Origin of the sequence: Methylobacterium sp. J-090, from assembly GCF_022829345.1 — a bacterium.
Classification (GTDB): Bacteria; Pseudomonadota; Alphaproteobacteria; order Rhizobiales; family Beijerinckiaceae; genus Methylobacterium.
In genome coordinates this window covers 1-26,471 of record NZ_JAKSXV010000040.1, presented here as the reverse complement: position 1 = coordinate 26,471, position 26,471 = coordinate 1, and the positions used below count along the sequence as shown (strand labels likewise).

Genomic DNA, 26,471 nt, shown 5'->3' with positions numbered 1-26,471 from the left:
GAGCCGCGGCTACGGCGTCTGGGCCACGGGCTACGGCCAGTTCGGCTCCGTCGATTCCACCGCCAACGCGGCGGGCCGCTCCGAGACCGTCGCCGGCATGGCGGGCGGCATCGACTTCCACCCGCAGGTCGGCACGGTGCTGGGCCTCGCGGCGGGCTACGGCTCCGTCGACGTCGGCCTCAACCGGACGGGTGAGCGGGCGCATACGGACAACGCCCAGGTCGGCCTCTACGGCGGCTTTTCTCAGGGCGCCCTCTACGCCAACGCCACCGTGGGCTACGCCCACACGGAAGGCCGCGTGAACCGGTCCCTCGGCTTGGCCCAGATCCAGGCCGGCGGCGCGCAGGGCAAGGTCAGCGGCGACCAGTTCATCTCCGCGGGCGAGCTCGGCTACCGGGTCACGGTCGCCCCCACCACGGTGCTGTCGCCCTTCGTCGGGTTCCAGGTGAACACCTTCGACCAGGACCGGGTCCGCGAGGGCAGCGTCGGCCCCCTCAGCCTCACCATCGCCGCCAAGGACTTCCTCTCGGCCCGCACCCTCGTGGGCGGCCGCCTGGAGACGGCGACGACGGTCCTCGACGGGCGTCCGGTGTCGTTCTGGGTCAAGGCGGCCTACGTCCACGACTTCGCCGACGTGAGCCGCACCATCGGGGCGTCCTTCACCCTGGTGCCGACGGTGCCGTTCGTCGTCTCCGGCCGCCGCCTCGACCGCGACCGGGCCCTCGTCGGCCTCGGCGTGAGCACGGAGCTGGCGCCCGGCCTCGCCGGCTTCCTCGGCTACGATGCGGAGCTCGCCTCCTCCGACACGATCCAGGCGGTGCGCGGCGGGGTTCGCTACACCTTCTGAAGTGCGGGTGCGCTGATCCGCAGGCACGACACGACGGGGCCGGCTCGGGAACGAGCCGGCCCTTTCTGCTCTCGGTCGGTCAGGCCACGTCCGAGCGCTGCAGGAACTCGATGCGGACGGCGTCCGGTCCCTCGATGAACAGCACCCGCAGGCCGGGGCGCACGTCGGTGATGCCGGAGACGATGGTGACGTTCCGGCTTCGCAGATCCGCGTGGGTCGCCTCGATGTCCTCGACGGCGAGGCCGATATGCTCGATGCCGAGGTGGGGCGCCGATGCCGCCGGCGCGAGCCCGTCCGGCGCCTGCTCGATGAACAGGGTCAGGCCGCCGATGTCGAGGATCACCCGGCTCACCGGCGCACCCTCGCGGCCGATCTCCCGCGCGCCGATGGTCTCGACGTAGAAGGCCCCGGCGGCGACCGCATCGCGGCTGCGCAGGTGGAGGTGATCGCAGCGGTAGCGCGTCCGTGGGACTGTCATGCGGTGGTCTCCCGGTGGAGACGGGACCGTAGCCCGGAACCGATCCGGCCGGCCACTCCCACGCCTCCCCGTCGTCGCGGAGGTCTCGGGTGGATGGGCATCGGTCGTCCGGGCAACGTCCGGGCGGCGGAAACGCCGTTTCGAGCCGGCCGGACCGGAGGCGGGCGAGACAGCTTCAGTCGCCGCCGCCCCCGCCGCCGCAGCCCCCCGCGTCACCCCCTGTGCCGCTCGCGCAGCCACCGTGACCCGAACCGCCCTCCGCGAGCGACCCGTCGCTCGTGCCGTAGGAATACGAGGCGTCCGAACCGCCGCGACGGTCGGGCCGCCGGGGCCTCAGGCTCCACAGCACCACCACGATCACGATCACGATCACGAAGGCGAAGATCAGTGCCTCGGCCGCTTGTTTCCTGTCCATGGGAAGACCCGATCGGCTTCGGCAGGTCCCGGCAGACTAGCACGATCGCGCCGCCCGCGCCGCCCCGGGCGGTCTACTGGTTGCCCAGCGACGGGCCGCCGGAGGTGCCGCCGGTTCCGGGCGGTCCGCTGGTGGGCGTGCCGCCGACATTCACGCCGGGGGTGCTGCCGGGGACCGAGGACGGGCTCGGATTCCCCACCACGTTCGGCGCGGGGCGCAGGGTCGGGTCGGTGGACTGGAGTCGCTCATCGGGGGCCATGGACGGGGTCGTCACGCCGGTGTTGCCGGCGCCCCCCGTCGGCGCCAGCGTCTCGGCGAAGGCCGGTCCGGCCAGGGAGAGGCCGAGGGCGGTGGCGAGGATCAGGGCTTTACGGGTCATGGGGCCGTCCGTTCGGTGATGGGTCGTCAGGCAACAGCCGAAGGACCCGGGAGTTCATTGCGCCCGGTTGTCGGTCCGGCCCCGGCCTGCCATGGTCGCGCCATGGCCCATTCCACCCCCCCGCGCTACTCCGCCGCCGAACTCATCGAGGAACTGCGCGAGGCGGCCGAAGAGATCGTCCCCGAACTCAACGGCATCCGCGCCGAGGAAACCCTCGAGGGCGAGGCGGCCCAGATGATCGAGGAGATGGTGGACGCCCTGAAGCGCATCGCCGGCGGTGCGCCCCGGCCCCAGGATCTGGCCCGTGTCGCCCTGGAGGCCAACACGCCGCTCAAGCCGTTCGGCCGCCCCAAGAACACGGTCGTGAAGATGCAGAAACCCCGCTGCTAGGGGAGGGCGCTGCCCGTCCGAATCCGGTCATGGGCGGCCTCGGCCGCCCGCCGTCGAAATCTTTCCGCGTCGCCGGTCTGACACGCGACACACACGGGCTCTATCCTCATCGGCCGGAACCGCATTCGCAGGCCGGCACCACCATCGTCGCCAAGGCAGGGAGTCGCGAAATGATCGAGTTTTTTGATCGAGAGGGTCGTGAGACCGCGTTCTGTCGCGATGGACACTCGGTCTATCTCTGGAACGGCACACCGGCGGCGTTCATCGACGACGATCAGGTGTTCGCCTATTCCGGTCGCTTCATCGGCCTGGCCAAGGATGGGTGGATCTGGGACGAGAACGGCGAGCGGCTCCTGTTCGAGTTCGACGCCGTCGGCGGCCCGGCCAAGCCCAAGCGCCAAACGAAGACCGCCGCCGGACCACGGCTCGCGAATCCGGCCAGGGGCACGCCCCATCGGATGCCGACGCGGCCCGCGCCCTCGGCCGCCTGGTCGGACCGTTCCTTCGCCGACCTGATCTGAACCCGGCCGCTCCAGGCCGTCAGTCCGTCGGGGTGGCCAGGAAATCGGCCTCCTCGAACAGGGGGCGGATCTCGATCTCGCTCGGGCCGGGCATCGGGTTGGGGCAGCGCTTGACCCCGGCCACCGCCTCGTCGAGGTCGGCCACGTTCCAGATCCAGAACCCGGCGACGAGACTGTCCGCGTCCCCGAACGGGCCCTCGGTGACCGAGCGCTCCGGCCCGTCAAAGGTCACCCGCCGCCCGCGCGCGGACGGGTGCAGTCCCTCGCCCGAGAGCAGGATGCCGGCCTGGATCAAGTCCGTGTTGAACTGACCCATGGCCTGCAGCAGCTCGAGGGAGGGCATGAGGCCCGCCTCGCTGTCGGCGGTCGCCTTGACCAGGATCATCACGCGCATCGATCGCTCCTCCCAGGGACGTTTCAGACAGTTGCGCGCACAGGCTAGAGTATTCGTGCGAAAAGCGAAATCCGGATTTCACGCAGGCGAATGCGAGATCATGCGAATGCAAGACCGGATGCCGCTCGTCTCGGACTGACGTGAAGTGTGCGGCCCGAAACGACCGCGCGTGGACTGTTTCATCCGGCGGAGCGATGGATCTCTGTACGAGAGCGATCGGCAATGCTTCGACGGGGGGCGTGTCCGCTCCCCTCTCGGACGATGTGCCATCCCGTCGGACCGGATATGTCTTTCCGGCCCGACGGGGCGGCGCGCGTCACGGGACCGGCGTGTCGAGGAGGCCGCGCAGGCGGGCGGCCAGGGCCGCCGGATCGTAGTCCGGCAGGGGGCAGGGCAGGGGCGCGATCTCGGAGAACGGGCGGACCCGGCCGATATCCGCCTCGGCCTCCCGGGTGAGGACAGACAGGGCCTCGGCCAGGGTGTCGGGCGTGAGGGTCGCCAGCGACGTGACGTTGGGGCTGCGCGCGCTGACGTCCTTGCACTCGTATCCGTTGGTGATCGTGCGCAGGCCCGCATGGGCCATTTCCAGCGGCGGATAGCTCGGATGCGGCGACACCATCAGGGACACGCCGACGGAGGCGCGGCTGAGCAGGTCGGCGTAATCGTCCAGCGAAAGCTTGCCGCAGACCTCGAGGTTGTAGACGCCGCCGGCCCGGGCGGGGTCGTAATCCTCGCCCGCCGAGACGATCCGCCATTTGGCCGCCACCGTCGGTTCGGCCTGCTGCCAGAGGGAGAGGCCGGCGCACAGGGTCTCGAAGCAGTTGCGCGGGGTCGTGGGGCGCCCGTAGACGAGGATGATGCGCTCGCGCTTCTTCATGCTCAAGGCGCCGCGGATCTTCGCGTTGGCGGCGTAGCGCACGATGCTGGCATCGGTGAGCGCGTAGTGCCGGAGCATGTAGTTCGCCAATTCCTCCGAGTTGATGAGCGCGATGGTCTTGTCGGGATTCGCGTAGGTGGCGCGCGACATCGAGAAGTTCGACGACCAGCCGTAGAAGCCGGGCTCATGGTCTTGGATCAGGTACAGGACCGGCAGCTCGCGGCCGTGATAGCGCCCCTGCGCCGCCTGGAGCAGGGTGCTGCTGGTGGCGGTCCACCAGGCGGTGGGCATGAAGATGTCGCCGGCCCGGATCGGCAGCTCGCCGCTGTCGACGTCGTTGACATCGACGATGGTGCGCGGGAACGCGTCGTAGGGCGAGCCCAGCGAGACGAGGCGGTAATCGGGCATGCCCGCCATGGTCTCGAGGTCGATGGGGACGTAGCCGCAGATGATGCGGCGGTCGAAGCCGTCGCCGAGCGCCGCGGCGAGCCCCTCGAAGGTGCGCAAAGCCGTCGTGATGCCGCCGAAGATGTGCTTCGGATGCAGGGTCGGCAGCACGAGGTTGAGGCGCGGCCGCGGATTCCGGTCGGGCCGCGTCGCCACGGGGGTGACGTCGGGAAACAGGTGGCGCTGCTGGCTCGGGCGCAGGGGATTGCCGAGCAGGGGGCGATAGGCCCGGGCCAGACCTGTCGCCACGTCGGCCTCCGTCGGCACCGGCACCAAGGTTTCGTCCGTCCCCGTCCCGGACCGCGCCACCTTGGTCCAGCGGAAGCCGGCGGATTCGGCGAAGTACAGCAGGGACCGCTCGATGGCGTGCGCCAGGGTCCCGTCGATCTGCCCGGCCTCCGCCGGGAAATCCGACCAGTCGAGGCCGATGTCGAGGAGCGGCTTCAGGGCGGCGGTGCGGGCCCAGAAGAACGAGCTCGACGGGAAGTCGAGGACGTAGTCCTTGCGCAGGGTCACGCCGGCCCGGGCCAGGAGGTCCTTGGCGAGGTCGAAATCGTAGCCCCAGTTCAGGAGGGGGCGCACCTCGCCGAAATGCTGCGAGAACACCAGGCCGACATCGTCCTCGGCCAGCAGCCGCAGGATCGAGGCGACCAGGTCGGGCGAGCCCAGCAGGTTGTCGAGGAGGTAGTCGCGCCATTCGGCGAAGCGCGGATCGTGCGGCGACTTCTTCGAGTGGATGTGCAGGAAGGTCTCGTAGCGCGCGAACACATCGCGAAAACCGATGAGGGTCGGGGCGATGTCGCGGCCGATGTTCGGGAACACCCGTACGTCGACGGACCCATTGGCGTAATCGCCGGCCGAGCCCTCGATGGCGGTCTGCTTCTCGGGCGTGTCGGTGGAGACGTAGAGGTCGGCCCGCACGGGGATGTTGGCGAGGCGCGCCAGCAATTCGGGCATCATCTCCGGGTAGAAGACGTGCAGGATCACCGCGACGGGGCCGCCCGCCGCCTTGGGGCCGTAGGCGAACGGGACTTCGAGGGCGAGGTCCGTGGCCTCCCTCGGGCGCATGCTCTGCGTGGCGCCGTAGAAGGTCTGGCCGGCGACGTTGCGCTTGAAGCGCCGGCGCGGGGCCGGCACCGGACGCAAGGTCGGTCCGGGCTTCACCTCCGGCGCGGCCGACGCTGCGGGCTCGTCCTCGAGGATGCTGCCGGCATCGACCTCCGGCCCGGGGACGGCGACGACCTTCGGGGCGATCATGGCTTTCGGAGCGACGACGGCGAGATGCCGCTCGATGGCCCCGCGCAGGGACGGATTGCCGTCGAGCGTCGCTTCCCAGCCCGTGGGATCGGCCTGTTCGAGGGTGTCGCGCAGGAGCTGGACCTTGAGGAACGGGAAGCCGCGCTGGATGAGTTCGCGCCAGCGCACGAGGGTCGGGTTAACGGGAAGCTCCACGTCGTCCGCCGTCGGGAACAGCACCTCGACGGTGATGTCTTCCGCCTTCCAATGGGCCAGCGGCGTCATCTCGTAGGCCTTGATGACCTCGAGCTTGTCGCGGATGCTCTTCACGTTCGCCCAGTGTCGGCGGATGCCGGGTGCGGCGAGGCCGGTGCGGGTGAGCCCGATGAAGTAGCTCATCAGATGCGGGCGGGCCTGATGGCTGTCGGTGAGGCCGACGAGGTCGGCCTCGCTCGTGCGGACACCCGCGATCACTTTCGCGAAATCGACGCGATCGACGGGCCCGTAGATGCTGTCGTTGGTCAGGATCAGGGAGCGCGCCTTCCACACGTCGGGGAAGGTCGCGATGGCCGCCGCCCAGGCGGCGAAGTCCCAGCCGTGGTTCATCCGGACGAAGAGGCCGTCCATGGCGTCGAGCGCCGCCGGCAGGGGGCGCGACAGGCCGTCGGTGGCCACGATCACCACCACGGTCAGCCCCTCGGCCTTGAGGGCGGAGAGGTATTCGAGGGTGTGGTCGTGGACCCGCCCGTCGGGGGTGTAGGTCACGAAGAAGCACACGTCCCGGTCGGCCAGGGGCGGCGGGTCGCGGCGGATCTCGCTCGGGATGTCCGTGACCGAACAGACCTCGCTCCAGCGGTCGGGTGCGCGGGGCGGTCGGCCTTCGGCATGACCGCCGGTCACGAAATGCGCCAGCGGGTCGACGCCGGCGTGGAGCACGTCCTGGTTATAGGAGAGGTAGAACTCCCGGTCGAAGAGCGGGCTCGGATCGCGGTTCTCGCGCGCGCCGGCCGAGAGGTAGTGGATCAGGGGATTGATGGATTCGTTGTCGAGGCGGCTCTCGTGCTGGCGCGTGTACCAGAGCGAGTCGAAGAACGGGTTCGGGTCGCGGCCCTCGGCGGCGCCGTAGTCGAGGTAGTGGACGAGCGGATCGCGCCCCGCCTCGATCACGTCGGGGCTGTGGTGCTGGTAGTGCCGCATGTCGAACAAGGGATGCGGGCTGCGGCCTTCGCGATAGCCGTTGCCGACGTAGTGCGTCAGGGGTTCCAGCCCGGCGGCGGCGACATCCTGGTTCACCCGCCGATAATGGTTGATGTCGAAGAGCGGATGCGGGCTGCGGCCCTCGACCCAGCCATGGGTGAGGTAGTGCCGGGCCGCCGGAACGCCCTGCTCCGCCACGTCCGGGTTGACGGAATGGTACCATGCCGGGTCGATGAGGCGGTGCGAACTCAGGCCGGCGGGACCGCCGCGGTGGAGGAAGTCGGCCAGCGGCGAGGCCAGGGGCTCGCCCGGCAGGACGGTTCCGGCGACCTGTTCGCGGTACCAGTCGGCGTCGAACAGGGGATGCGGCTTGAGGCCGGCGGCCTCGCCGATCCGGGCGTAGTGGATCAGCGGGTTGCTGGCGCGTCCCTCGAGTTCGGGCACCGCATCGCAATACCAGTACAGGTGGAAGAACGGGTTCGGATTGTGCTCGCGCCATCCGCCCGCGACGTATTGGACGAGGGGATTGACGCCCGATTCGAGGGACTTGCGGTGCGCCTCCCGGTACCAGACATCGTCGAACAGCGGATGCGGCCAGCTCCCCTGGCCTGACAGGTAGTGGACGAGGGGGGCGCGGTGCGCCTCCGGATGGCGCGCGACGTACCAGGCCGTATCGAACAGGGGATGCGGGTCGCGGCCCTCCCGCGCGCCGTGTTCGAGGTAGTGGACGAACGCGTCGAGGCTCGACCCGACCACGTCCGGGTAGATCTCGCGGTACCAGCGGCTGTCGAACAGCGGATGCGGATCACCGCCCTGGCCGGACAGGAAGTGGCCGAAGGGATCGGCACCGGCCTGCGGATGCACCGACCCGTACCAGACCGGATCGAACAGGGGATGCGGATTGCGACCCTCGCGCGCGCCGTTCTCGCTGAAATGGCGCAGGGGATCGATACCGGTCTCGGCCACGTCCGAATTGCCGGCGAGGTAGTAGGCGCGGTCCAGGATCTTGTCGTAGAGGCGGATCGTCGTGGGCGAAGGGTGCACCTCGGGGGGCTGCACCGCACGGGACTTCGAGAAGCCCGCGATCGTCCTGGATAAGCGCCGCATGAAGTCCTGCTCGAGCCGTGCGAACGGGTTTCGCCCGGGGGCTCGTTTGGCATATCCGGCAAGTCCGGTCCACGTCACCCAAGCACGCCACCCAAGCCAAGCACGTCACCCAAGCATGAGACGCCCGCCCTGGCCGGGCGGACGCTCACGGGCCGTGCCGGACGGGTCAGGAACGCTTGCGGTCGGATTGTCCGTCCGAGGAGCCGCCCATGGGCGCCGGATTGCGGCCCGAAGCGCCGCCGGCCCCGGCCCAACCGGTCTTGCGATCTGCGTCCGTCAGGCCGCCTGGGGTCTGGTCGGTGATGGCGGACTGATCGGCGGTGTGGCCGCCGCCGGCCACGGCCGGTTCGCCCGGCGTGCCGACATCGTCGTCGGGCTTGCGGGTGGCGGCGTCGGTGGGATTGGTCTTGTCGGCCATGGTGTCAGGCATCCCCATCGGTACCGACGGGAGCGGTCGCCCGGTCGATGGCCTCGGCGGCGGCGCCCTGCGGGGACCCGGTCCTCTGCGCGGCGTCGCCGATCTGGCGCAGGGTCCGTGCCGGGGTCTCGGCCTCGGTCTCGTCGGTGGCATCGGAGCCCGGTGTGCCGGAGGCGATGCGGGCGGTCTCGGCCTCGCCGGAAGGGTTGCCCTTGAGGTCGCCCTGCGTGCGGGCGGGGAGCCCGATGTCGCGGGCGTCGTCCTGGCCGAGATCCTGGCCGTTGCGATCGGCGTAGGCGTCGAAATCCTTCAGCGAGGGGCGCTCGCGCGGTGCGTCGGTCATGGGTGTCCTCCGTGGTCACGAGGACAACGGCCCCTGAGCCCGCCCGGTTGCTTCAGCCCGGACGGCCGAGATCGTCGCGGGCCGCCCGCAGGACCGCGAGATCGGCCGGGATGGACAGCGCCGCTTCCGCCCGCACGAGGGCGAGATCGGCGTGATGCCGCGCCGCGCGGGCGAACTCCGCGTCACCCATCGCGTGCAGGGCCGAAAGTGCCTTTTGCAGGCGCAGGCCGACCACCACCGTGCCGGCCCCGTCGCGGGCGATGGGGGCGAACGCGTCCTCGAAAAGCTCGTCCGTCGTGATGCCGGGCACGCGCAGGCGCGGGTGAAGAGGCGCGGCCGGGGCCATGGCCCGTCGCTCGCGCCACAGGGCGAGCACGCGCACCAGGGCTCCGAGCACGTCCACGACGGTACCGGGATCGTTGATGGCGCTCGACAGCCCCCGGGAGGCCACCTCCGTGAGGACGATGACGCCGAAGCGTGGGTCGTCGTCGAAGGTGCGGCGGCCCCCGATGACGAAGGCGGCGGCGAGGCGCGTGTGCGTCTCCGCGTCGGTGGGGCCGTCGATCTCCGCCAGCAGGCGGCCGGCATGGACGAAGCGGCCCGGCAGGGCGGCGACGTGAACGGTGAGGCCGTCCGCCTCGGCGACGGCCTGGAGGCCGGCGGCGTCGACATGCTGGACGTAGCCCGTCTGCGCCGCCACGATCCGGGTTGCCCCGACGGGGGCCGGGCACCAGGGCAGGCCGCCGAGATGGGGCGCATCCGCCCGCCGCCGGATGGCGTCGCTCGCGGCGGCCTCGATGGCGTCGATGGTCTCCCCGACGCGACCGAGATGCGACAGGGTGTCGATCCAGCGCACCAGCGTCCCCACCACCAGGGCGAGGACGAGGAGGGTGAGGCCGAACAGGATCACGCGGCCCTGCTCGCCGTAGATATGCGTCTTGAGGGCGATGAGGCCGACGACGCTGTAGACGAAGGCCCCGATGAAGCTGCCCACCGCCGTCTGGGCGCGGGTGTCCTCCATCAGCAGGGTCACGGCCCGCGGGGTCGCGGTGTTGGTGGCACCGCCATAGGCCTGGACCATGGTGGCGAGCGAGAACGTCGCCACCGGCAGCATGCTTGTGGCGAGCAGCGAGAGAATCTGATCGACGGCGTTGGCGCCGATGGACTCCCCGAGGTCGGGCGGGATCAGGGGAGCGAGCAGCGCCGAGGCGAGGGCCGCGCCCACACCCGCCACGCTGAACAGGGCGACCCGCACCCACGGGCGGCGGGCGCCGCGCCGCAGACGATAGAACACCGTGGAAGCCAAGGAATCACGCTGCTTTCGGTCGAGGGGCCGATGGGCCCGGACGGGTCGCTCGGCCGGACCCGGCGGGCGGGACGCGGGGTCCGGCGCGGACCGTCCGCGCCCCGCGCGCGGACGATCAGATCCCTTCGAACAGGGCCGAGGAGATGTAGCGCTCGGCGAACGAGCAGGCGACGGTGACGATGCGCTTGCCCTTGAACTCCGGCCGGGACGCGAGTTCGAGGGCGGCGGCGACGTTGCCGCCCGTGGAGATGCCGCCGGGAATACCCTCGAGCTTGGCGAGCAGCCGGGCCGTGTCGAAGGCGGTCTGGTTCGAGACGGTGATCACCTCGTCGATGACCGAGCGGTCGAGGTTGTCCGGGATGAACCCGGCGCCGATGCCCTGGATCTTGTGGGGGCCGGGCTGGCCGCCGGAGATGACGGGCGAATCCGTCGGCTCCACGGCCACGACCTTGAGGCCGGGCAGGCGCGGCTTGAGGACGGAGCCGACGCCCGTGATGGTGCCGCCGGTGCCGACTCCCGCCACGAAGGCGTCGAGCTGGCCGTGCGTGTCGTTCCAGATCTCCTCGGCCGTGGTCTTGCGATGGATCTCGGGGTTGGCCGGGTTCGAGAATTGCTGGGGCATGATCGCGCCCGGGATCTCCGCGATGAGCTCCTCGGCCTTCGCGATCGCACCCTTCATGCCCTGCGGGCCGGGGGTCAGGGCGAGCTCGGCGCCGAGGAAGGCCAGCATCTTGCGGCGCTCCAGGGACATGGTCTCGGGCATGACGAGGATGAGGCGGTAGCCCCGCGCCGCCGCCACGAAGGCCAGCGCGATGCCGGTGTTGCCCGACGTCGGCTCCACGAGGGTGCCGCCGGGCTTCAGCTTGCCGGAGGCCTCGAGGGCGTCGATCATGTTGACGCCGATGCGGTCCTTGACGCTGGCGATGGGGTTGAAGAACTCGAGCTTCAACAGGATCTCGGCGTCGATCCCGCGCTCCTTGGTGATGCGGTTGAGGCGCACCAGGGGCGTGTTGCCGATGGTCTCGGTGATGGAGCCGAAGATGTGGCCGTGGCCGGGCGTGCGGGCGGGGCTCTGGGTGGACTCGGCCATGGGAATCTCCTGTCGCGGACGTTTCGGTGTCGGGCCGGGAGATATCGCGTCGGCGGGAGCGAGGCAATCGCCAACGGCCTGCGCGCAAAGGGAAATCTTCTCCACCGCCAGGGTTTCGTTCCCGGCTTGGAAACTTCATGTCGCCCGGCGGGATGACGGTGGAATTTCATTCTCCAGGCTCGCCCCGGCCCCGCGCCATGCGGCCAGGAAGCGCTCCGCCATGGCCCCGACGCCGTAGGCCGACTCGATCCGGGCCCGGGCCGCGAGGCCCGCCGCCCGGCGAACGGACGGCGGCCTGGCCGCGATTTCGGCGAGGGCGTCGGCGAGGGCGCCCGGATCGCGCGGCGGCACGAGGCGGCCCAGACCGCCGAGGATCGCGCCGGCATCGCCCACGGCGGTCGCCACCGGCACCAGCCCGGCGGCCATGCCCTCGGCCACGGCATTGGAAAACCCCTCGCCGAAGGCCGAGGACGACACGGCGATGTCGCCGGCGGCCTGGATGCGGGCGAGGTCGTCGCGCCGGCCGAGCGCCCGGGCGTTCCTCGGAAGGTCGAGGGTCTGCGTCCCCTCTCCGGCGAGGAGGAACCGCAGGTCCGGCAGGCGCGCCGCGGCGGCCAGCAGGGTGGCATGGTCCTTCATCGGATCGAGGCGGGCGGCGTGGACCGCCACCACCGCGTCGTCGGGCAGGCCGAGTTCCCGGCGCAGGGCCGCCCGCGCGTCCGGATCGGGCCGGAAGCGGGCCGTGTCGATGCCGTTGGGGATGATGACGAGGCGGCGCGGGCGGTAGCCCTCGGCCCGGTGGAAATCCGCCCCCGCCTGGCTGTTCGACACGACGAGGCCGGGCCAGCCGGACAGGCGCCGGCCGATGGCGAGGAGTCGGCCGTAACGGGCGTGATCGATGTCGGAGTTGCGCAGGCCCCAGGCCAGCAGAGTTCCGCGCGGTGCGCCGGCGAGGCGGTGCGCGCCGGCGGCGAACAGGTCGCCGTGGTAGAGCCAGCCCTGGATCACGGCCGGACGAAGGGACCGGATCAGGCGGGCGAGTCGGATGAACGCGAGGGCGGTGCCGGCGCCCCCGCGCGGGGCGAGGCGATGGACGGTGACGCCGAGGCGCTCCAGGGCGGCGGCGTTGGGCCCGTCGCCGGTCAGGCTCACCACGTGCTGGGGCATGCCCCCGGCGATCAGGGCGCCGCACAGGGCGACCAGCATGGTCTCGGCTCCGCCCGTGCGCAGGCCGGAGATGACGTGGAGCGCGGGCCGCACGGCGTCAGGCGGTGCGGATCATGCCCGCACGGGCATCACGCCCGCAGGAGGGCGGCGCACAGGACGGCGAGGGTGGCGAAGGCTCCGCTCGCCGACGCGATGACGAGGGCGCTCGGATGCGGGCCGGAGAGGAAGGTGTAGCGCGTGTCCTCGCGGGCGTCCTGCCGGAGCGCGCGGCCGCCGGTCGTCCATTCCAGTCGCGTTCCCATCGGGTTCCCCGTGCCTGCCATGGGGGACAGCACGCGCCGGGGGCGTTGAACGAGGGGTAAACCCGGACCCGGGAGTCCGGATCGTCCTCAATACCGGCTTAACGCGAAGGGCGCGAAACCGGGCGGGAGAACCGGGGCAGGGAACCGGGACCGATCAGAGGGCGCGGTCGAAGCGCAGCTCGCCCTTCTGGCTCTTGATGACAAGCTGCGAACCGACGAGATCCCATTGGCCGGCGGTGCGGAGCGCGATGAAGAAGTCCTGCTCGCTGGCGCCGAGGCCCTTGTCGCAGGACTTCTTGGTCAGGGCGAGGGGGCCGACGGCGAGGTGCTGCTCCTTCAGCGGGAAAGCGGTCGCCGCGAAGGTGTTGCAGCCGCCGTAGCCGCGGGCCCGGTACTGCTTGTCGACGATGAAGCTCGGCCGGTCGTTGCCGCTGAACGCCTTGCCGTTGAGGCTCACGGCGGTCCAGGTCGCGTCGAGGGGGAAGATCTTCTCCTGCGCCTTGGCGGCGGGGACGTACTGCTTCTTCTCCGGCTTCTCGCGGGCGTCCTTGCCGAAGCCGGTGACGTTGCCGCCCATCTGGGCCTGCACCTGCGTCGCGGTGGTCACCGCAAGGGCCGCGATGGCACCGGCCATTGCGGCGATCAGGATCGCTCTCATCCTCGGGGCCCTTCTCAGTTCAAGCGCGCACGCGTCGCGTCGGTGGACGAAGTTCGCCCGCTTCGAATGGGGACGTCGCGGCGCGAGAAGCGCGCGAGATCTGTCGCGGAGCGAGCCTGCGCCAGGGCCAATCGGATAAGATTCCAGCACAAATATGGTCAAGACCCCGTGAAGGGCGTTTTCCGGCCGTCCACCGGCCATCGCACCGGTTCGGGTTGAACGGAAGCGGCGCATCCTCCGTTGTCGGGTCAGGCAACAGGGCCGGAACAGCGGATGGAGGCACCACGGTGGCGGGATCGGACGAGGGCGGAGCGAGCGGCATGAACCCGAACACCATGAGTCCAGCGCAATCGCGCGCGGCCCGCGCGCTCCTCGATTGGTCGCAGGGCGACCTCGCCGGCAAGGTCGGCCTCGGCGAGGATGTGGTGACAGGCTTCGAATCGGGGTCGAGCGACCTCGCCTCGGGCCAGATCGAGGCTCTGCGCAGCGCCCTGATGGCGGCGGGCGTGGTGTTCACCAACGACGGCTCGGCCGGCGTCCGTCTCAGCGGTCGGGGCGGCGACGAGGGCACCCGGCTCGGCGCGCTGACCACGGAGAACGACCGCTGAAGGGTCAACGCCCGACGGCGAGGGCCCCAACGGCGAGGGCCTTGAGATCGTGGGCGGGGTCGGCGGCCTCGTCGGGGCTCAGCACGCGGCCCTGCGCGAGGATGCGGCGGGCGGCCATGTGGTCGCCGGGCCGGTCCACGGTCTCGACGGCGGACAGGCGGCCGTCGCGGAACCGGAACACGCAGAGCCCTACCGGGACCGGACGTATGACGGCCGTGTCCGACGGGGTGGCGAGACCCGCGATCTGGAGCTTGTGCGGGCCCTGGTCGCTCCAGAACCACGGTACGGCATCGTAGGCCACCGGCCGGCCGACGAGGCGGGCGGCGAGGCACCGGCCCTGGTCGAGGGCGTTCTGCACGGATTCGACCCGGACGTGCGCGCCGTCGGCGAAGCGGCTGGGGGCCCGGGCACAATCGCCGATGGCGGAGATCGCCGGATCGTCGGTGGCGAGCAACGCATCGACGCGGATGCCGTCGCCGACCCGTAATCCGGCCGCCTCGGCGAGCTCCTGATTCGGCACCACGCCGATGCCGACGAGGACGAGATCGGCCGTGATCGAAGATCCGTCGCGCAGGTGCACGGCCTCGGCGCGCGCGTCTCCCGCGATGGCGACGACACCGGCCCCGAACACGAAGCGGATGCCGGCCTCGCCGTGGGCATGGGTGAAGAACGCCGCCGTCTCGGCGGAGACCGCCCGCGCCATCGGCCGCTCGGCCGCCTCGACGACGGTGACGGCCAGGCCGCGCGCGGCGCAGATGCCGGCGAATTCGAGCCCGATGAAGCCGGCCCCGACGATGGCGACGGCGCGCGCTTCACCGAGGGCCGCCTTCAGGGCGTCGGCATCCGCCCGGTCGCGCAGCTGGAACACGCCCGGCCGGTCCGCACCCGGCACCGGCAGCGCCCGGTTGCGCGCGCCCGTGGCGAGGACGAGGTGGTCGTAGGCCAGGGCCGTCCCGTCCGCGCACAGCACGCGCCGCAACGGTCGGTCGATGGACCCGACCCGCACGGAGGGGCGGTGCAGGATATGGTGGTCGGCAAAATAGGCCGCCGGGCGCAGTTCGAGGCCGGCCGCGTCGGTCTTGCCCGCGAGGTAGGCCTTCGACAGGGGCGGGCGCTGGTAGGGCCGGTCCGTTTCGTCGCCGAGCAGGGTGATGGGATCGGCGTAGCCGGCCTCGCGCAGGGACGCCGCGAGCTGGAAGCCGGCCTGGCCAGCGCCCACCACGACCACGCCCGCGCTCACGCCTCGAACTCCGCCGTGACGGCCGAGACCCGGGGCACCAGGGCGAGCTGAGGCAGCCAGCGGCCGCCATCCTTCACCACGTAGTCCCAGCACGCGGCGGCGGCGGGGCCGAGCACCTTGTCGGCCCGGCGCACGGCGTACCAGTCGCGCCGGATCGGCAGGCCCTGGACGTCGAGGAGGACGAGGCGTCCGCTGCCGAGTTCGGCCGCCACCGTGTGGGCCGAGATGAGGGCGATGCCCAAGCCCGCCATCACCGCCTGCTTGATGGTCTCGTTGGAGCCGGAATCGATGCCGAGGCGGGCGCGCTTGATCATGATCCCGTTCATGAACTCCTCGAACACCGTGCGGGTGCCCGAGCCCTCCTCGCGCACGAGGAAGGATTCCTGAGCCAGGTCCTCCCGCGTCAGCCCGGTTCGGCCGGCGAAGGGGTGGCTCGGCGCGGCGACGACGACGATGGGATGCACGCCGAAGGTCTCGGCCTCGATGGCGAAATCGCGCGGCGGCCGGCCCATGATGGCGAAATCGATCTCGTAGTTGCGCAGGGCCTCGACCATGTTGCCGCGGTTGCCGACGGCGAGGTTGATTTCCACGGCCGGATGCGTGCCGACGAACCCCGAGATGATGCCGGGCGCGAAGTACTTGGCGGTGGAGACCACCCCCATGGCGACCCGCCCGCCGGCGCCGCCCTTCAGGGTCTCCAGCCGGTCGGCGCAGGTCTCCAGCACGGTGTTGATGCTGTCGATGGCCCACAGCATCTCCCGGCCGGCATCCGTGGGCCTGAGGCCCGTGGGCGTCCGGTCGAACAGCAGCAGGCCCGCCTCCTCCTCGAGCTGGCGGATGCGCGCGTAGAGGGCGGCGGAGGTGACGTTGAGTTCCTGGGCCGCCCGGGTCATCGTGCCCAGACGGGCGACGGCCGCGACGGCCTGGAGCTGCTTCAGGGACAGGTTGCGCATGGGGCGGTTTTAGTTTTTTTGGAACCGCCCGCAAGTTTTTTCAAATTCCTTGTTTCATGAGGACGCGCCGTCTGGCGCACTGGTTGTCGCTGGCCCTATCGTGGCAAGGAGGCGGGACCGCACGGTTCCGTCGCGCGGGCCGGATGTGAACTGTCAGGGAAGGTGAGCCGATGTCGATGGGATCTCTTGAGATCGGGTCTCGCCTCGATGCGTGCCTTACCGCCGCCGTCGCCGCCGATCCGGGTCTGGCCGATGTCGCCAAGGTGATCGCGGCCTGCGCCAGCGCGGCCATCGAGGTCAGCACGGTGATCGGGCGCGGGGCGCTCGCCGGCGATCTGGCGGCGCAGGGCGAGCAGAACAGCGACGGCGACGTCCAGAAATTCCTCGACGTCTTCGCCCACGAACGTTTCACCGAGGCCCTGCGCGGGGCGCCGGTGTCGGAAGTCGCCTCGGAGGAGGCCGAAGGGGTGATGCTCCTCAACCCCGGCGCGCCGCTGGCGGTGGCCATCGACCCCCTCGACGGCTCGTCGAACATCGGCGTCAACATGGCGGTGGGCTCGATCTTCGGCATCCGCCCCACGGCTTCGACCCCCGAGAACCCGCTCGGCTCCTTCACGGGCCCCGGCACGCTGCAACGGGCCGCCGGCTTCGTCACCTACGGCCCGGCCACCTCCCTGGTGCTGACCCTGGGCGACGGCACGCAGACCTACACCCTCGACCGGGCGGAGGGCGTCTTCCGCCTCACTCATCCGCGCATGGAAGTGGTGGCCTCGGCCAAGGAATACGCCATCAACGCGTCCAACGCCCGCCACTGGGACACCCCCGTGAAGGCCTATATCGAGGATTGCCTGCGCGGCGCGGAAGGGCCCTTGGACAAGGACTTCAACATGCGCTGGCTCGGCTCCCTCGTCTCCGACGCCCAGCGCGTGCTCCTGCGCGGCGGGGTGTTCCTGTACCCGGGCGACAACCGCAAGGGCTACGCGCAGGGGCGCCTGCGCCTCCTCTACGAGGCCGCCCCCATCGCCTTCCTGATGGAGCAGGCGGGGGCCGGCGCCATCGACGGCGAGCGCCGCATCCTCGACATCTGCGCGAGCGCCATCCACGAGCGCGTGCCGCTGATCTTCGGCTCGGCCGACGAGGTCGCGTGCGTGGCGAAGTACTATGGCGGCCGCAATTCGGCGGCCGGCCGCTCGCCCCTGTTTGGGCAGCGCGGCCTCATGCGCAGCTGAGGAAAGGGGCCGCCGGTCACAGCGCATGTCGTCGCGTCATCCCATCATCTCGGTCACGGGCTCGTCTGGTTCGGGCACCACCTCGGTGCGCAACACCTTCGAGCAGATCTTTCGCCGCGAGGACGTGAGCGCGGTCTACATCGAAGGCGATGCGTTCCACGCCCTCGATCGCATCGCCATGCGCAAAGCCATGGCGGCCGAGCCGACCCTGAGCCACTTCGCGCCGCGCGCCAACCTGCTGCCCGAGCTGGAGGAGGTGTTCCGCACCTACGGCGAATCGGGGACGGGCCGCACCCGGCACTACGTCCACGACGCGGCCGCCGCCGAGCTCCACGGCACGCGGCCCGGCACCTTCACCCCGTGGGAGAGCTTCGCCCCGGGCTCGGACCTGCTGTTCTACGAAGGCCTGCACGGCTGCGTCGTCGACGACAACGTCGATCTCGCCCGCTACGCCGACCTCAAGATCGGCGTCGTGCCGGTGATCAACCTCGAATGGATCCAGAAGCTGCACCGGGACCGCTCGACCCGGGGCTACTCGACGGAGGCCGTCACCGACGTGATCCTGCGGCGGATGCCGGACTACGTGCAGACCATCTGCCCGCAATTCACCTGGACGGACATCAACTTCCAGCGGGTGCCCACCGTGGACACCTCGAACCCGTTCATCGCCCGGTGGATTCCCACCGCCGACGAGTCCCTCGTGGTGATCCGGTTCAAGGACCCCAAGGGCATCGACTTCTCCTACCTGATCTCGATGATCCAGGGCTCGTTCATGAGCCGGGCGAATTCCATCGTGATCCCGGGCGGCAAGCTCGATCTCGCCATGCAGCTCATCCTGACGCCCATCATCATGCAACTGGTCGAGCGCAAACGCCGTATGGCGTAAGACGCACGCCGCACGCGTTGAAGGGCGCCGCGCGCCCGAGAGGACAGAACCGTGACCAGCCCGATCATCTCGCCCTCGATCCTCTCGGCGGATTTCGCTCAGCTCGGCGCCGAGGTGCGCGCCGTCTCGGAAGCCGGGGCCGACTGGATCCACCTCGACGTCATGGACGGGCATTTCGTGCCCAACCTCACCTTCGGCCCGGCCGTGGTGAAGGCGCTCAGGCCCCACAGCGCGAAGCCGTTCGACGTCCACCTCATGATCGCCCCGGCCGATCCCTACCTCGCGGCCTTCGCGGAGGCCGGGGCCGACACCATCTCGGTCCATGTCGAGGCCGGCCCCCACATCCACCGCTCGCTCCAGACCATCCGGGATCTCGGCAAGCGCGCCGGCATCGCCCTCAACCCGGGCACGCCGGCCTCCGCCGTGGAACCGCTCCTCGACATGGTCGATCTCGTCCTGGTGATGACGGTCAATCCCGGCTTCGGCGGCCAGGGCTTCATCCCCTCGACCCTGGAGACCATCGCGCGCATCCGGGCCATGGCGGCCGGGCGGCCCCTGGACATCGAGGTCGATGGCGGCATCACCCCCGAGACCGTCGGGCTCGCCGCGCGGGCCGGCGCCAACGCGTTCGTGGCCGGCAACGCCGTGTTCAAGGGCGGTCCGGCGGGCTACGCCGACCGCATCGCGGCGATCCGTGCGGGCGCCGGCGGCGAACCGGTGTCATGCTGAGGGCGCTGATCTTCGACGTCGACGGGACGCTGGCCGAGACGGAGGACCTCCACCGGCAGGCGTTCAACGACGCCTTCGCCGAGATGGACCTGCCCTGGACCTGGAACGCGGCCTTCTACGCCGACCTCCTCGCCGTGATGGGCGGCAAGGAGCGCCTCGCCCATTACGTCGAGACCCATCATTCCGAAGATCTGGCGACCCTGCGCCCGCGTCTGGCCGAGATCCACGACCGCAAGACCCGGATCTACGGCGACCTCGTGGCGGGCGGGCGCCTCGGCCTGCGCCCGGGCATCGCCCGCCTCGTCGCCGAGGCCCGCGCCGGAGGGGTGCGCCTGGCCGTGGCCTCCACCACGAGCCGGCCGAACGTCGAGGCCCTGCTGCGGATGAATTTTCCGCACGGCGACGTGCCGTTCGACGTGATCGCCTGCGGCGACGAGGCCGCCCGCAAGAAGCCGGCGCCCGACGTGTTCGAACTCGCCCTGCGGCGCCTCGGCGTCGAGGCCGCCGAGGCCATCGCGTTCGAGGATTCCGTGGCCGGCATCCGCTCGGCCCTCGATGCCGGCCTGCCGGTCGTCGCCACCCGCAGCCGCTACACCGAGACCCACCGCCTCGACGGCGCGTTCTCGGCCCTGTCGGATCTCGGCGAACCGGACGCCCCCCACGTCCTGCTGTCCGGAATCCCCTGGCCCGGCGGCGTGGTCACGCTCGCCGGCCTCCAGGCTTGGCAGGAAAGCCGCGAGGCCGGCGCCTGAACGCGAGAGTCTCGGCTTTTTTCCGAAAGCCGATGTCCACCGTTCGGGCCGATGCCCTATTCCCGCTCGGGCCGGGCCTGCAGGATGGCAGCGCGCACGAACGGACGCTTGAGCTGGGGGCCAGCATCGGAGCGGTGGACGAAGTCGTTGGCACCCGGGTGCCGGCGTATCGCCTTGCCGAGATTGAGCCGATAGCCCTCCTTGAACGTGTAGGGCAGCGCCATCGGATCGGCCATGAAGGCCGCGATGGCGGCCTCCACCTCCGCGTCGGTGATGAGTCCGAGGTCGCACAGGGCGAGGATCGTCAACTTTTCGGTCATGCCGATGGATAGGCCGGAACGGCCGACCACGGCAACGCGCCCCCCGTATCCGGGTCGAAACTCTTTTGGCGGTGTTCGACCATGATCGGAAAACTGGTGCCGGTTGCGGGACTTGAACTCGCGACCTACCGCTTACAAGGCGGTTGCTCTACCAGCTGAGCTAAACCGGCGCTGAGCGTTGCGCTACCAGTGCGCCCCGGTCCGCGCAAGCCCCGCTTCGCCGCCCGCCAGCGTGGCAGGCGTTCAGCCAACGGACATCTCGATACGCTTAAGCCTGCCGTATGGCCGAGCTTGATCACCTTATGATTTCACTCAGCAACATTTCGGAAACAAGCGTCCAAATTCAGGGGCTTAAGATCCGATGAATGCATTTTTCAGTACACGTTAAATCGTTCCCCGGTAGCACCGCCGTCGATAGGACTGCGGATACGGCCCCGATATGCGAGGCCCTGCGGCGCCCGCCTCGCGAAAGCACGGCGCCGCGCATCCGCCCTCGGACAATGGGCTGCGATGACCAGATACGCGAGCGATCGAGGCCTCGATGCCGTTCCTGCGACGGCCACCCCGCATGACGGGGCGGGAGCTCTGGCGGCCCTGCCGCGCGCGTCCCGAGAACCGGCCTCGCCGCGTCTCGGCAAAGACGCGGCGCCGCCGCTCGGCCGTGAGGCGCGGCGCCGGATCGGTCGCGACCTGCGCCTGCTCTACGCCGACGTCCTGAACCAGCCGCTGCCGGACCGCTTCACCGCGCTCCTCGACGGCCTGTCGTCGCAATCCGATTCGCGGGGGTCCCAATGACGTACCCATCGATCCGGCCGGCCGGTGCGCCCGGCGGCGCCGATACCGAGATGCGCGACCTTCTCCTCGGGGCGATCCCGGCCCTGCGCGCCTTCGCGTTCTCCCTCACGTACAACCTCGACCGCAGCGACGACCTCGTCCAGGACACCCTCGTGCGGGCCTGGACCAAGGCCGACAGCTTCCAGCGCGGCACCAACCTGACCGCATGGCTGTTCACCATCCTGCGCAATCTGTTCTATTCCGAGCAGCGCAAGCGCAAGCGCGAGGTCGAGGATGCCGACGGCGTCCATGCGGGCCGCCTCACCAGCCTGCCCGAGCAGGAGATCCGGGTGGAGATGCGCGAGTTCCAGGAAGCCCTCGACGGCCTGCCCCTGAGCCAGCGCGAGGCCCTCGTCCTCGTCGGCGCCCAGAGCTTCACCTACGAGGAGGCCGCCGCCATCTGCGGCGTCGCCGTCGGCACCATGAAGAGCCGGGTCAGCCGCGCGCGGGGTCGTCTCATCGAGACCCTGGGGATGACCGGCACCGACGATATCGGCGCCGACGCCCTCACCCGGGCGGCGGCCGGCTCCGGCCCCTGAACGAACCGGCCGGCTGCGATTCGCGGCCGGCCGGCTCCAAAGGGCATCGAAATCCTCTAAGGGGCATGGGCGAGTGGCTCCGCCCCCGATCGTGACGGCCTCGTCCGCATGACCGCCGGAGCCTTCACCCGAGGAGCCCCGCCATGCGCGCCCTGATCGACCTCGTCCGCGTCCTGCGGCCGCGCGACCGGCGCCGTCTCGCCCTCATCGCCCTGGGGCTCGCCTGCGCCGCCCTGTTCGAGGTGGTGGGCGTCGCCTCCGTGGTGCCGTTCCTGACCCTGGTGGGCGATCCCTCCGCCGCCGGCCGCATCCCCTATCTCGCGGCCCTGCGCGACGGCCTCGGGCTGACCGACGACCGCGCCTTCCTCATGGCCACCGGCGGGGCGGCGCTCGCCGCCATCCTCACCACCAGCGTGGTGAATGCCGGCCTCACCTTCGCGCAGCTCCTGTTCACCAACCTCACGGGCTACGGCCTCGCCCGGCGCCTGCTCGCCCGCTATATCGACCGCGAGCGCCTGTTCTTCGCCCATGCCAACAGCGCCGAACTCGCCAAGAACGTGCTCAGCGAGACCGACCGCCTCGTCGTCGGCGTCCTCACCCCGACCACGGTCATCGCCTCGCGCAGCGTCTCGGCACTGGCCGTCGTCACCTTCCTGATCTTCTACGCGCCCCGCCTCGCCCTCATCCTCGGCGGCGGCTTCGGCGGTCTCTACGTCGGGCTCTACCTCGTCATGCGGGTGCGCCTCGCCCGGCTCGGCGCCCGGGCGGTGGCCGACAACGAGCGGCGCTACCGGGTGGTGCAGGAGACCTTCGGAGCACTCACCGAACTCAAGCTCTACGGCCGGGCCGAGGCGTTCGGCGCCGGCTTCGACAGGCCCGCCCGGGCCTACGCGAAGGCGACCGCCGCGAGCCTGCTGACGGGCCAGCTGCCGCGCTTCGTCATCGAGTCCCTGGCCTTCGGCGGGGTCATCGTCGTGGTGCTGTTCGCCCTCTCCCAGGGCCTCGACACCGGCGGGCTGCTGCCGCTGCTCGGGCTGTTCGCCTTTGCCGGCTACCGGATGCTGCCGGCGTTCCAGAACATCTTCACTTCGCTCGCCCTCCTGCGCTTCTACCTGCCGGCGGTGCGGGTGGTGGTCGATGAACTCGCCGGCGAACGGGTGCCCCCGCCGCGCCCGGCCGCGCGCCTGCCGTTCAGCGAAAACATCCGCCTCACCGGAATCGGCTTCGACTACGCGCCGGGGCGCCCGACCCTGCGGGACATCGATCTGACGATCCCCGCCCACACCACCGTCGGCCTCGTCGGCCGCACGGGCTCGGGCAAGTCGACCCTCGTCGGCCTGATCCTCGGCCTGCTCACGCCGACGACGGGCACCGTCACGGTGGACGGCGTCGCCCTCGATGCCGAGACCCTGCCGGCCTGGCAGAACCGCATCGGCTACGTGCCGCAGGACGTGTTCCTCATCGACGCCTCCGTGCGCGAGAACATCGCCCTCGGCGTGCCCCCCGAGGCCGTGGATGGGGCGGCGGTGGAGCGGGCCGCGCGGCTCGCCGGCTTCCACGAGGTGGCGCTGGGCCTCGACGGCGGCTACGCGGCGGGCGTCGGGGAACGCGGCGTGCGCCTTAGCGGCGGCCAGCGCCAGCGCCTCGGCATCGCCCGGGCGCTGTATCACGACCCCGACGTGATCGTGTTCGACGAGGCCACCAGCGCCCTCGACGGCGAGACCGAGACGGCGGTGATGAACGCCCTGGCCACCCTGAGCGGGACCCGCACCCTCATCCTCATCGCCCACCGCCTCACGAGCCTCGCGGCGGCGGACACGGTCCACGTCCTCGACGGGGGGCGCCTCGTCGCCTCCGGGCCCCTCGCGGCCGTGATGCCGGACGCCGCCGCACGGATATCCGCTCCCGCCGAGGCGTGATCGATGCGTCGAGAGGGGTCGTCGGAGATGAGTTCTTGGAAACGAGTTCTTGGGGATGTGTCCCCGAAGGCGGACGCTCCGGGCGAAAAAACCGTGTCTGGTCCGAGATATGCGTGCATTCGTCGAAGATCGGGACGGATAGGCCATATACCAGAACGTCCCGCGTCGGCTATCCTGTTCAACCGGACAGGTTCCGTCACGCGGGTTATCCCGGCGTCATTCGTCCTGACGCAGGTTCCCGGTACAGGCCGCCGGGACAGATGGCATGGTTTGCATGATCGACGCACGCGCTCAGACAACGTCCCCGCTGACCGATCCCCTGCTCCTCGACAATCAGCTCTGTTACGCCCTGTACGCGGCGGCGCACCGCATGACGAAATCCTATCGTCCGATGCTGGAGCGCATGGGCCTGACCTATCCGCAATATCTCGTCCTCCTCGTCCTCTGGGAGACGGACGGCGTCACCGTGTCGGAGATCGGCCGGCGCCTGCGCCTCGATTCCGGGACCCTGACACCGGTCCTGAAGCGCCTCGAGGCGGCGGGCTTCCTGCTGCGGAGCCGGCGACGGACGGACGAGCGCGAGGTCGAGATCGCCCTCACGCCGCAGGGCCGGGCCCTGCGGGGCGAGGCCACCGCCGTGCGGGAATCGGTGATGTGCCAGCTCCGCATGTCGGAACCGGAAGTCCAGGCCATGCGCGCCGATCTGAACGCCCTCATCGAGAATCTCAGCGCCGCCGGCTGAACGCCCGCGCGCATCGCCGCCGCGTGGCTTTATTCGGCTGCTCCGGTCGCCTGGGCGCCGGGATGGCCGCGGACGCCCTATTTTAGCCGGATAAATTTTGCCCTGGAGCCGGGAACGGGCAACGGCTCATCGCCGCCACTCGCCCAGTGCCTTCACCTGCCCATCACCTCCACTGGCGCAGCGTTCTTCGGGGAAAAGCGGTGCGGAAGCAGGACGCGAACCAAGCCGGCCACCGGGTCGTTCCGAAAGCCCCGGCGAGGGGCGCCGCCGCCCGGCGCGGACCCTCGGGCGGGCACACGGGCACGGGCAGGAAAACGGGCACGCATACGGGCAGGCGCACGGGAAATCGTCCCTCCGGCGAACCTGTGCCGCTTCCGGGCGTTTCGTCCCAATGAGTGCGACCCTGGCCGAGATGGACCGCGAGCCCCGGCGGCAGGTCGGCGCACTACCGTACCGACGGATGCGTGATGGTACCTACACCATCCTGCTCATCACCTCGCGGGAGAGCCGGCGCTGGGTGATTCCGAAGGGCTGGCCGATGAAGGGGCGCAAGCCCTTCGAGGCCGCCGCGCGCGAGGCCTACGAGGAAGCCGGTCTCATCGGGTCCATCGGCAAGCGCCCGCTCGGCTTCTATCTCTACGAGAAGCGCCTCAAGAGCCGGGATTCCGTCCTGTGTCAGGTCAAGGTCTTCCCCCTGGAGGTCCGCAAGCAGCTCAAGACTTGGCCGGAGAAGAAGGAGCGGGAGGACCGCTGGTTCTCGCCCACCGAGGCCGCCGATGCCGTGGCCGAGCCGGGTCTGGCCGCCATCATCCGCGCCGCCTGCAAGCGCGACGCGGATGTGTTGCCCTGAATAGGGAGCCGACACGAAACTTCGCGCCCCGGTGCGATTGAGGCGGCCCAGGCGATTGCCAAGCCGGAAACGATGGGCTAATCCCCCGCTCGTCCAGACGGAGACGCCGCGGCGAACCCCGGACACCCGCTGCTGTAGCTCAGTGGTAGAGCACCTCATTGGTAATGAGGAGGTCGACAGTTCAATCCTGTCCAGCAGCACCATAGTTTACAACGACTTAGCACCAATCAACCCCCGGTCTGCGCCCCAGCAAAAAGCTCGGTGGTGCAATGGGGTGCAACTCCGGTGTCTGCAAAATTCTCAGAATTCGACGCTGACGGCCCCTGGGGTTGGCGGGACCCGACAGTTCCACCGCAGATGCCCGTCCTGGGGGCGTGGGTAGCCCCGGACCGCTCTCGGCCGTCCCGAACCTTACAGCGCGCCAGCGCCCAATTCGGCCGCGCGGACCTCAGTGAGGAAGCCGTGTTTGTGCAGAATCGTGGCTTCGGCGGCCGATTCCGGCACCGGCAGGGTAGCGGCCTCGGCGGCGAGCTTGGCCGTAGCTTTATGGCGCTGGAAGGCGAGCGCCTCGGCCCGCTCGTCGCCCTGGATACGCCGAATCTCGGACCTGAACCGGTTGAAGCCGATGACGTCGAGGTCGGTGGTGAATCCGGCGAAGTCATCGCCCAGGCGCCTGTAGAGGATCTTGGCGAGTAGCCGCTCGGGGGGCTTGGCGATGCGCAGGCGGGGATTTTCGTCGAGCTTGCGCTTCCGGTCGGCCTCTCACTGGGCTTCGATCTGGGCTTCACGGGCGGCGAACATCTGCTCGCGGACGGCGCTCAACTCCGCCCTCTTGGTCTCCGCGTCACGTCGCGCCTGGATCCCCCCGCTCGATCTCGGCCTCGGCGGTCAAGGCGGCGGCTTCCTGGGCGGCCTTCACGCGGGCCCGGTGGGCGGCGAGTTCGGCCCGGGCGACCGCCTTGGCCGCCTCGATGATAGTGTCGGTGGTCGTCATATTGCGGCCTCGGCCTTGAGCGTGGCCGCGAGGGCCGGGTGACGGTTCAGAAGCACCTTCTGCCGGGTGCGATTGGCTTGGTCCGGCTTCCATGGGTTCGGCCAGGGACGGCTCCGCGGGCCAGCGCGGCGTTGTCGGCCGCCCTAAAACCGGCATCGATTCGCGCCATTGCGTCGTCGGCACGCCGGCCAAGGAGCGGCGGGTGACGCGCTGGGAGCACGAGGCGGTCCTGGAAGCCGTGCAGCGCCGGCTCGACGAGGATCCTCACGCGATGCGCACGCGCCGGCAGACGGTCGAGCACGTG

30 protein-coding genes, 2 tRNA genes and 1 pseudogene are annotated in these 26,471 nt (G+C 70.4%); 16 read left to right on the top strand and 17 right to left on the bottom strand.

Annotation, left to right across the window (positions count from 1 at the left end):
• Window positions 1-847 (top strand): autotransporter outer membrane beta-barrel domain-containing protein (locus MKK49_RS07075; protein WP_244027360.1); only part of this gene is annotated, 847 nt, incomplete at its 5' end.
• Window positions 848-926: 79 nt separating this feature from the next.
• Here MKK49_RS07075 and MKK49_RS07070 read toward each other — a convergent pair.
• The 3 genes from MKK49_RS07070 to MKK49_RS07060 form a co-directional block, all read right to left on the bottom strand.
• Window positions 927-1,325, bottom strand: a complete 399-nt coding sequence (locus MKK49_RS07070) for a VOC family protein (RefSeq protein ID WP_244027359.1) — start codon at window positions 1,323-1,325, stop codon at window positions 927-929.
• 175 nt (window positions 1,326-1,500) lie between these two features.
• Entirely contained in the window at window positions 1,501-1,740 is a 240-nt protein-coding gene (locus tag MKK49_RS07065; RefSeq protein WP_244027358.1) for a hypothetical protein, read from the bottom strand.
• Window positions 1,741-1,813: 73 nt separating this feature from the next.
• Window positions 1,814-2,119: a hypothetical protein gene (locus MKK49_RS07060; RefSeq protein ID WP_244027357.1), complete on the bottom strand. Its 306-nt coding sequence runs from the start codon at window positions 2,117-2,119 to the stop codon at window positions 1,814-1,816.
• 102 nt (window positions 2,120-2,221) lie between these two features.
• Here MKK49_RS07060 and MKK49_RS07055 point away from each other — a divergent pair, with 102 nt between their 5' ends.
• Both MKK49_RS07055 and MKK49_RS07050 read left to right on the top strand, forming a co-directional pair.
• Entirely contained in the window at window positions 2,222-2,509 is a 288-nt protein-coding gene (locus MKK49_RS07055; protein WP_244027356.1) for a hypothetical protein, read from the top strand.
• A 29-nt stretch (window positions 2,510-2,538) separates the two neighbouring features.
• Entirely contained in the window at window positions 2,539-3,030 is a 492-nt protein-coding gene (locus MKK49_RS07050) for a 4-fold beta flower protein (RefSeq protein ID WP_244027354.1), read from the top strand.
• 19 nt (window positions 3,031-3,049) lie between these two features.
• Here MKK49_RS07050 and MKK49_RS07045 read toward each other — a convergent pair whose 3' ends face one another.
• The 9 genes from MKK49_RS07045 to MKK49_RS07005 form a co-directional block, all read right to left on the bottom strand.
• Entirely contained in the window at window positions 3,050-3,424 is a 375-nt protein-coding gene (locus MKK49_RS07045) for a YciI family protein (protein WP_244027352.1), read from the bottom strand.
• 316 nt (window positions 3,425-3,740) lie between these two features.
• A complete protein-coding gene (locus tag MKK49_RS07040) occupies window positions 3,741-8,288 on the bottom strand; it encodes a rhamnan synthesis F family protein (RefSeq protein WP_244027349.1) in 4,548 nt (1,515 codons plus the stop codon).
• Window positions 8,289-8,454: 166 nt separating this feature from the next.
• A complete protein-coding gene (locus MKK49_RS07035) occupies window positions 8,455-8,706 on the bottom strand; it encodes a hypothetical protein (protein ID WP_244027347.1) in 252 nt (83 codons plus the stop codon).
• A 4-nt stretch (window positions 8,707-8,710) separates the two neighbouring features.
• Window positions 8,711-9,049, bottom strand: a complete 339-nt coding sequence (locus tag MKK49_RS07030; protein WP_244027345.1) for a hypothetical protein — start codon at window positions 9,047-9,049, stop codon at window positions 8,711-8,713.
• 52 nt (window positions 9,050-9,101) lie between these two features.
• Window positions 9,102-10,355 carry a DUF2254 domain-containing protein gene (locus tag MKK49_RS07025; RefSeq protein ID WP_244027343.1) on the bottom strand — a complete coding sequence of 418 codons (1,254 nt, stop codon included), beginning with the start codon at window positions 10,353-10,355 and terminating at the stop codon, window positions 9,102-9,104.
• Window positions 10,356-10,470: 115 nt separating this feature from the next.
• The gene (gene cysK / locus MKK49_RS07020) at window positions 10,471-11,445 is read right to left on the bottom strand and encodes a cysteine synthase A (RefSeq protein ID WP_244027342.1); all 975 of its coding nucleotides are present in this window, start codon (window positions 11,443-11,445) and stop codon (window positions 10,471-10,473) included.
• 135 nt (window positions 11,446-11,580) lie between these two features.
• Window positions 11,581-12,705: a glycosyltransferase gene (locus MKK49_RS07015; protein ID WP_244027341.1), complete on the bottom strand. Its 1,125-nt coding sequence runs from the start codon at window positions 12,703-12,705 to the stop codon at window positions 11,581-11,583.
• Window positions 12,706-12,740: 35 nt separating this feature from the next.
• Entirely contained in the window at window positions 12,741-12,914 is a 174-nt protein-coding gene (locus MKK49_RS07010; RefSeq protein WP_244027340.1) for a hypothetical protein, read from the bottom strand.
• Window positions 12,915-13,068: 154 nt separating this feature from the next.
• Window positions 13,069-13,572 (bottom strand): META domain-containing protein, encoded by a 504-nt coding sequence (locus MKK49_RS07005; protein ID WP_244027339.1) that lies wholly within the window; start codon window positions 13,570-13,572, stop codon window positions 13,069-13,071.
• A 335-nt stretch (window positions 13,573-13,907) separates the two neighbouring features.
• Here MKK49_RS07005 and MKK49_RS07000 point away from each other — a divergent pair, with 335 nt between their 5' ends.
• A complete protein-coding gene (locus tag MKK49_RS07000) occupies window positions 13,908-14,180 on the top strand; it encodes a helix-turn-helix transcriptional regulator (protein WP_313899146.1) in 273 nt (90 codons plus the stop codon).
• Window positions 14,181-14,184: 4 nt separating this feature from the next.
• Here MKK49_RS07000 and MKK49_RS06995 read toward each other — a convergent pair whose 3' ends face one another.
• Together MKK49_RS06995 and MKK49_RS06990 are read right to left on the bottom strand one after the other, a co-directional pair.
• Window positions 14,185-15,420 (bottom strand): NAD(P)/FAD-dependent oxidoreductase, encoded by a 1,236-nt coding sequence (locus MKK49_RS06995; RefSeq protein WP_244027337.1) that lies wholly within the window; start codon window positions 15,418-15,420, stop codon window positions 14,185-14,187.
• Entirely contained in the window at window positions 15,417-16,373 is a 957-nt protein-coding gene (locus MKK49_RS06990) for a LysR family transcriptional regulator (RefSeq protein ID WP_056166124.1), read from the bottom strand. Before MKK49_RS06990 ends, MKK49_RS06995 begins: the two co-directional genes overlap by 4 nt.
• Before the next feature lie 170 nt (window positions 16,374-16,543).
• Between MKK49_RS06990 and MKK49_RS06985 the strand changes: the two genes are divergently transcribed.
• Genes MKK49_RS06985 through MKK49_RS06970 form a run of 4 tightly spaced genes read left to right on the top strand, consistent with a single transcriptional unit; the run spans window position 16,544 to window position 19,969 of the window.
• Window positions 16,544-17,602 carry a class 1 fructose-bisphosphatase gene (locus tag MKK49_RS06985; RefSeq protein ID WP_244027336.1) on the top strand — a complete coding sequence of 353 codons (1,059 nt, stop codon included), beginning with the start codon at window positions 16,544-16,546 and terminating at the stop codon, window positions 17,600-17,602.
• 25 nt (window positions 17,603-17,627) lie between these two features.
• Window positions 17,628-18,488 (top strand): phosphoribulokinase, encoded by an 861-nt coding sequence (locus tag MKK49_RS06980; protein WP_244027334.1) that lies wholly within the window; start codon window positions 17,628-17,630, stop codon window positions 18,486-18,488.
• Window positions 18,489-18,539: 51 nt separating this feature from the next.
• The gene (gene rpe / locus MKK49_RS06975) at window positions 18,540-19,217 is read left to right on the top strand and encodes a ribulose-phosphate 3-epimerase (protein WP_244027333.1); all 678 of its coding nucleotides are present in this window, start codon (window positions 18,540-18,542) and stop codon (window positions 19,215-19,217) included.
• Window positions 19,211-19,969, top strand: coding sequence for an HAD-IA family hydrolase (locus MKK49_RS06970; protein WP_244027332.1), 759 nt, complete (start codon window positions 19,211-19,213; stop codon window positions 19,967-19,969). Before rpe ends, MKK49_RS06970 begins: the two co-directional genes overlap by 7 nt.
• Window positions 19,970-20,025: 56 nt before the next feature.
• Here the strand turns inward: MKK49_RS06970 and MKK49_RS06965 are convergent, their stop codons facing one another.
• Both MKK49_RS06965 and MKK49_RS06960 read right to left on the bottom strand, forming a co-directional pair.
• Window positions 20,026-20,289 carry a hypothetical protein gene (locus MKK49_RS06965; protein ID WP_244027331.1) on the bottom strand — a complete coding sequence of 88 codons (264 nt, stop codon included), beginning with the start codon at window positions 20,287-20,289 and terminating at the stop codon, window positions 20,026-20,028.
• A 94-nt stretch (window positions 20,290-20,383) separates the two neighbouring features.
• Window positions 20,384-20,459, bottom strand: a tRNA-Thr gene (locus MKK49_RS06960).
• A 340-nt stretch (window positions 20,460-20,799) separates the two neighbouring features.
• Between MKK49_RS06960 and MKK49_RS06955 the strand changes: the two genes are divergently transcribed.
• The 7 genes from MKK49_RS06955 to MKK49_RS06925 all read left to right on the top strand — a co-directional run bounded on the left by MKK49_RS06955 (window position 20,800) and on the right by MKK49_RS06925 (window position 25,869).
• On the top strand, window positions 20,800-21,084 hold the full coding sequence (locus MKK49_RS06955; protein WP_244027330.1) for a NepR family anti-sigma factor: 285 nt from the start codon (window positions 20,800-20,802) through the stop codon (window positions 21,082-21,084).
• 50 nt (window positions 21,085-21,134) lie between these two features.
• The gene (locus MKK49_RS06950; protein WP_409565027.1) at window positions 21,135-21,662 is read left to right on the top strand and encodes a sigma-70 family RNA polymerase sigma factor; all 528 of its coding nucleotides are present in this window, start codon (window positions 21,135-21,137) and stop codon (window positions 21,660-21,662) included.
• 143 nt (window positions 21,663-21,805) lie between these two features.
• On the top strand, window positions 21,806-23,581 hold the full coding sequence (locus MKK49_RS06945; protein ID WP_244027328.1) for an ABC transporter ATP-binding protein: 1,776 nt from the start codon (window positions 21,806-21,808) through the stop codon (window positions 23,579-23,581).
• Between the two features lie 274 nt (window positions 23,582-23,855).
• On the top strand, window positions 23,856-24,323 hold the full coding sequence (locus MKK49_RS06940; protein WP_244027326.1) for a MarR family winged helix-turn-helix transcriptional regulator: 468 nt from the start codon (window positions 23,856-23,858) through the stop codon (window positions 24,321-24,323).
• A gap of 391 nt (window positions 24,324-24,714) precedes the next feature.
• Window positions 24,715-25,173: an NUDIX hydrolase gene (locus MKK49_RS06935; protein ID WP_244027325.1), complete on the top strand. Its 459-nt coding sequence runs from the start codon at window positions 24,715-24,717 to the stop codon at window positions 25,171-25,173.
• 128 nt (window positions 25,174-25,301) lie between these two features.
• A tRNA-Thr gene (locus tag MKK49_RS06930) sits at window positions 25,302-25,376 on the top strand.
• Between the two features lie 259 nt (window positions 25,377-25,635).
• Complete coding sequence (locus tag MKK49_RS06925) at window positions 25,636-25,869, top strand: hypothetical protein (protein WP_244027323.1); 234 nt, start codon at window positions 25,636-25,638, stop codon at window positions 25,867-25,869.
• A gap of 148 nt (window positions 25,870-26,017) precedes the next feature.
• Here MKK49_RS06925 and MKK49_RS06920 read toward each other — a convergent pair whose 3' ends face one another.
• On the bottom strand, window positions 26,018-26,167 hold the full coding sequence (locus MKK49_RS06920; RefSeq protein WP_244027321.1) for a hypothetical protein: 150 nt from the start codon (window positions 26,165-26,167) through the stop codon (window positions 26,018-26,020).
• A 91-nt stretch (window positions 26,168-26,258) separates the two neighbouring features.
• Here MKK49_RS06920 and MKK49_RS06915 point away from each other — a divergent pair.
• Window positions 26,259-26,471: pseudogene (locus MKK49_RS06915) on the top strand (hypothetical protein); the annotation flags it as partial.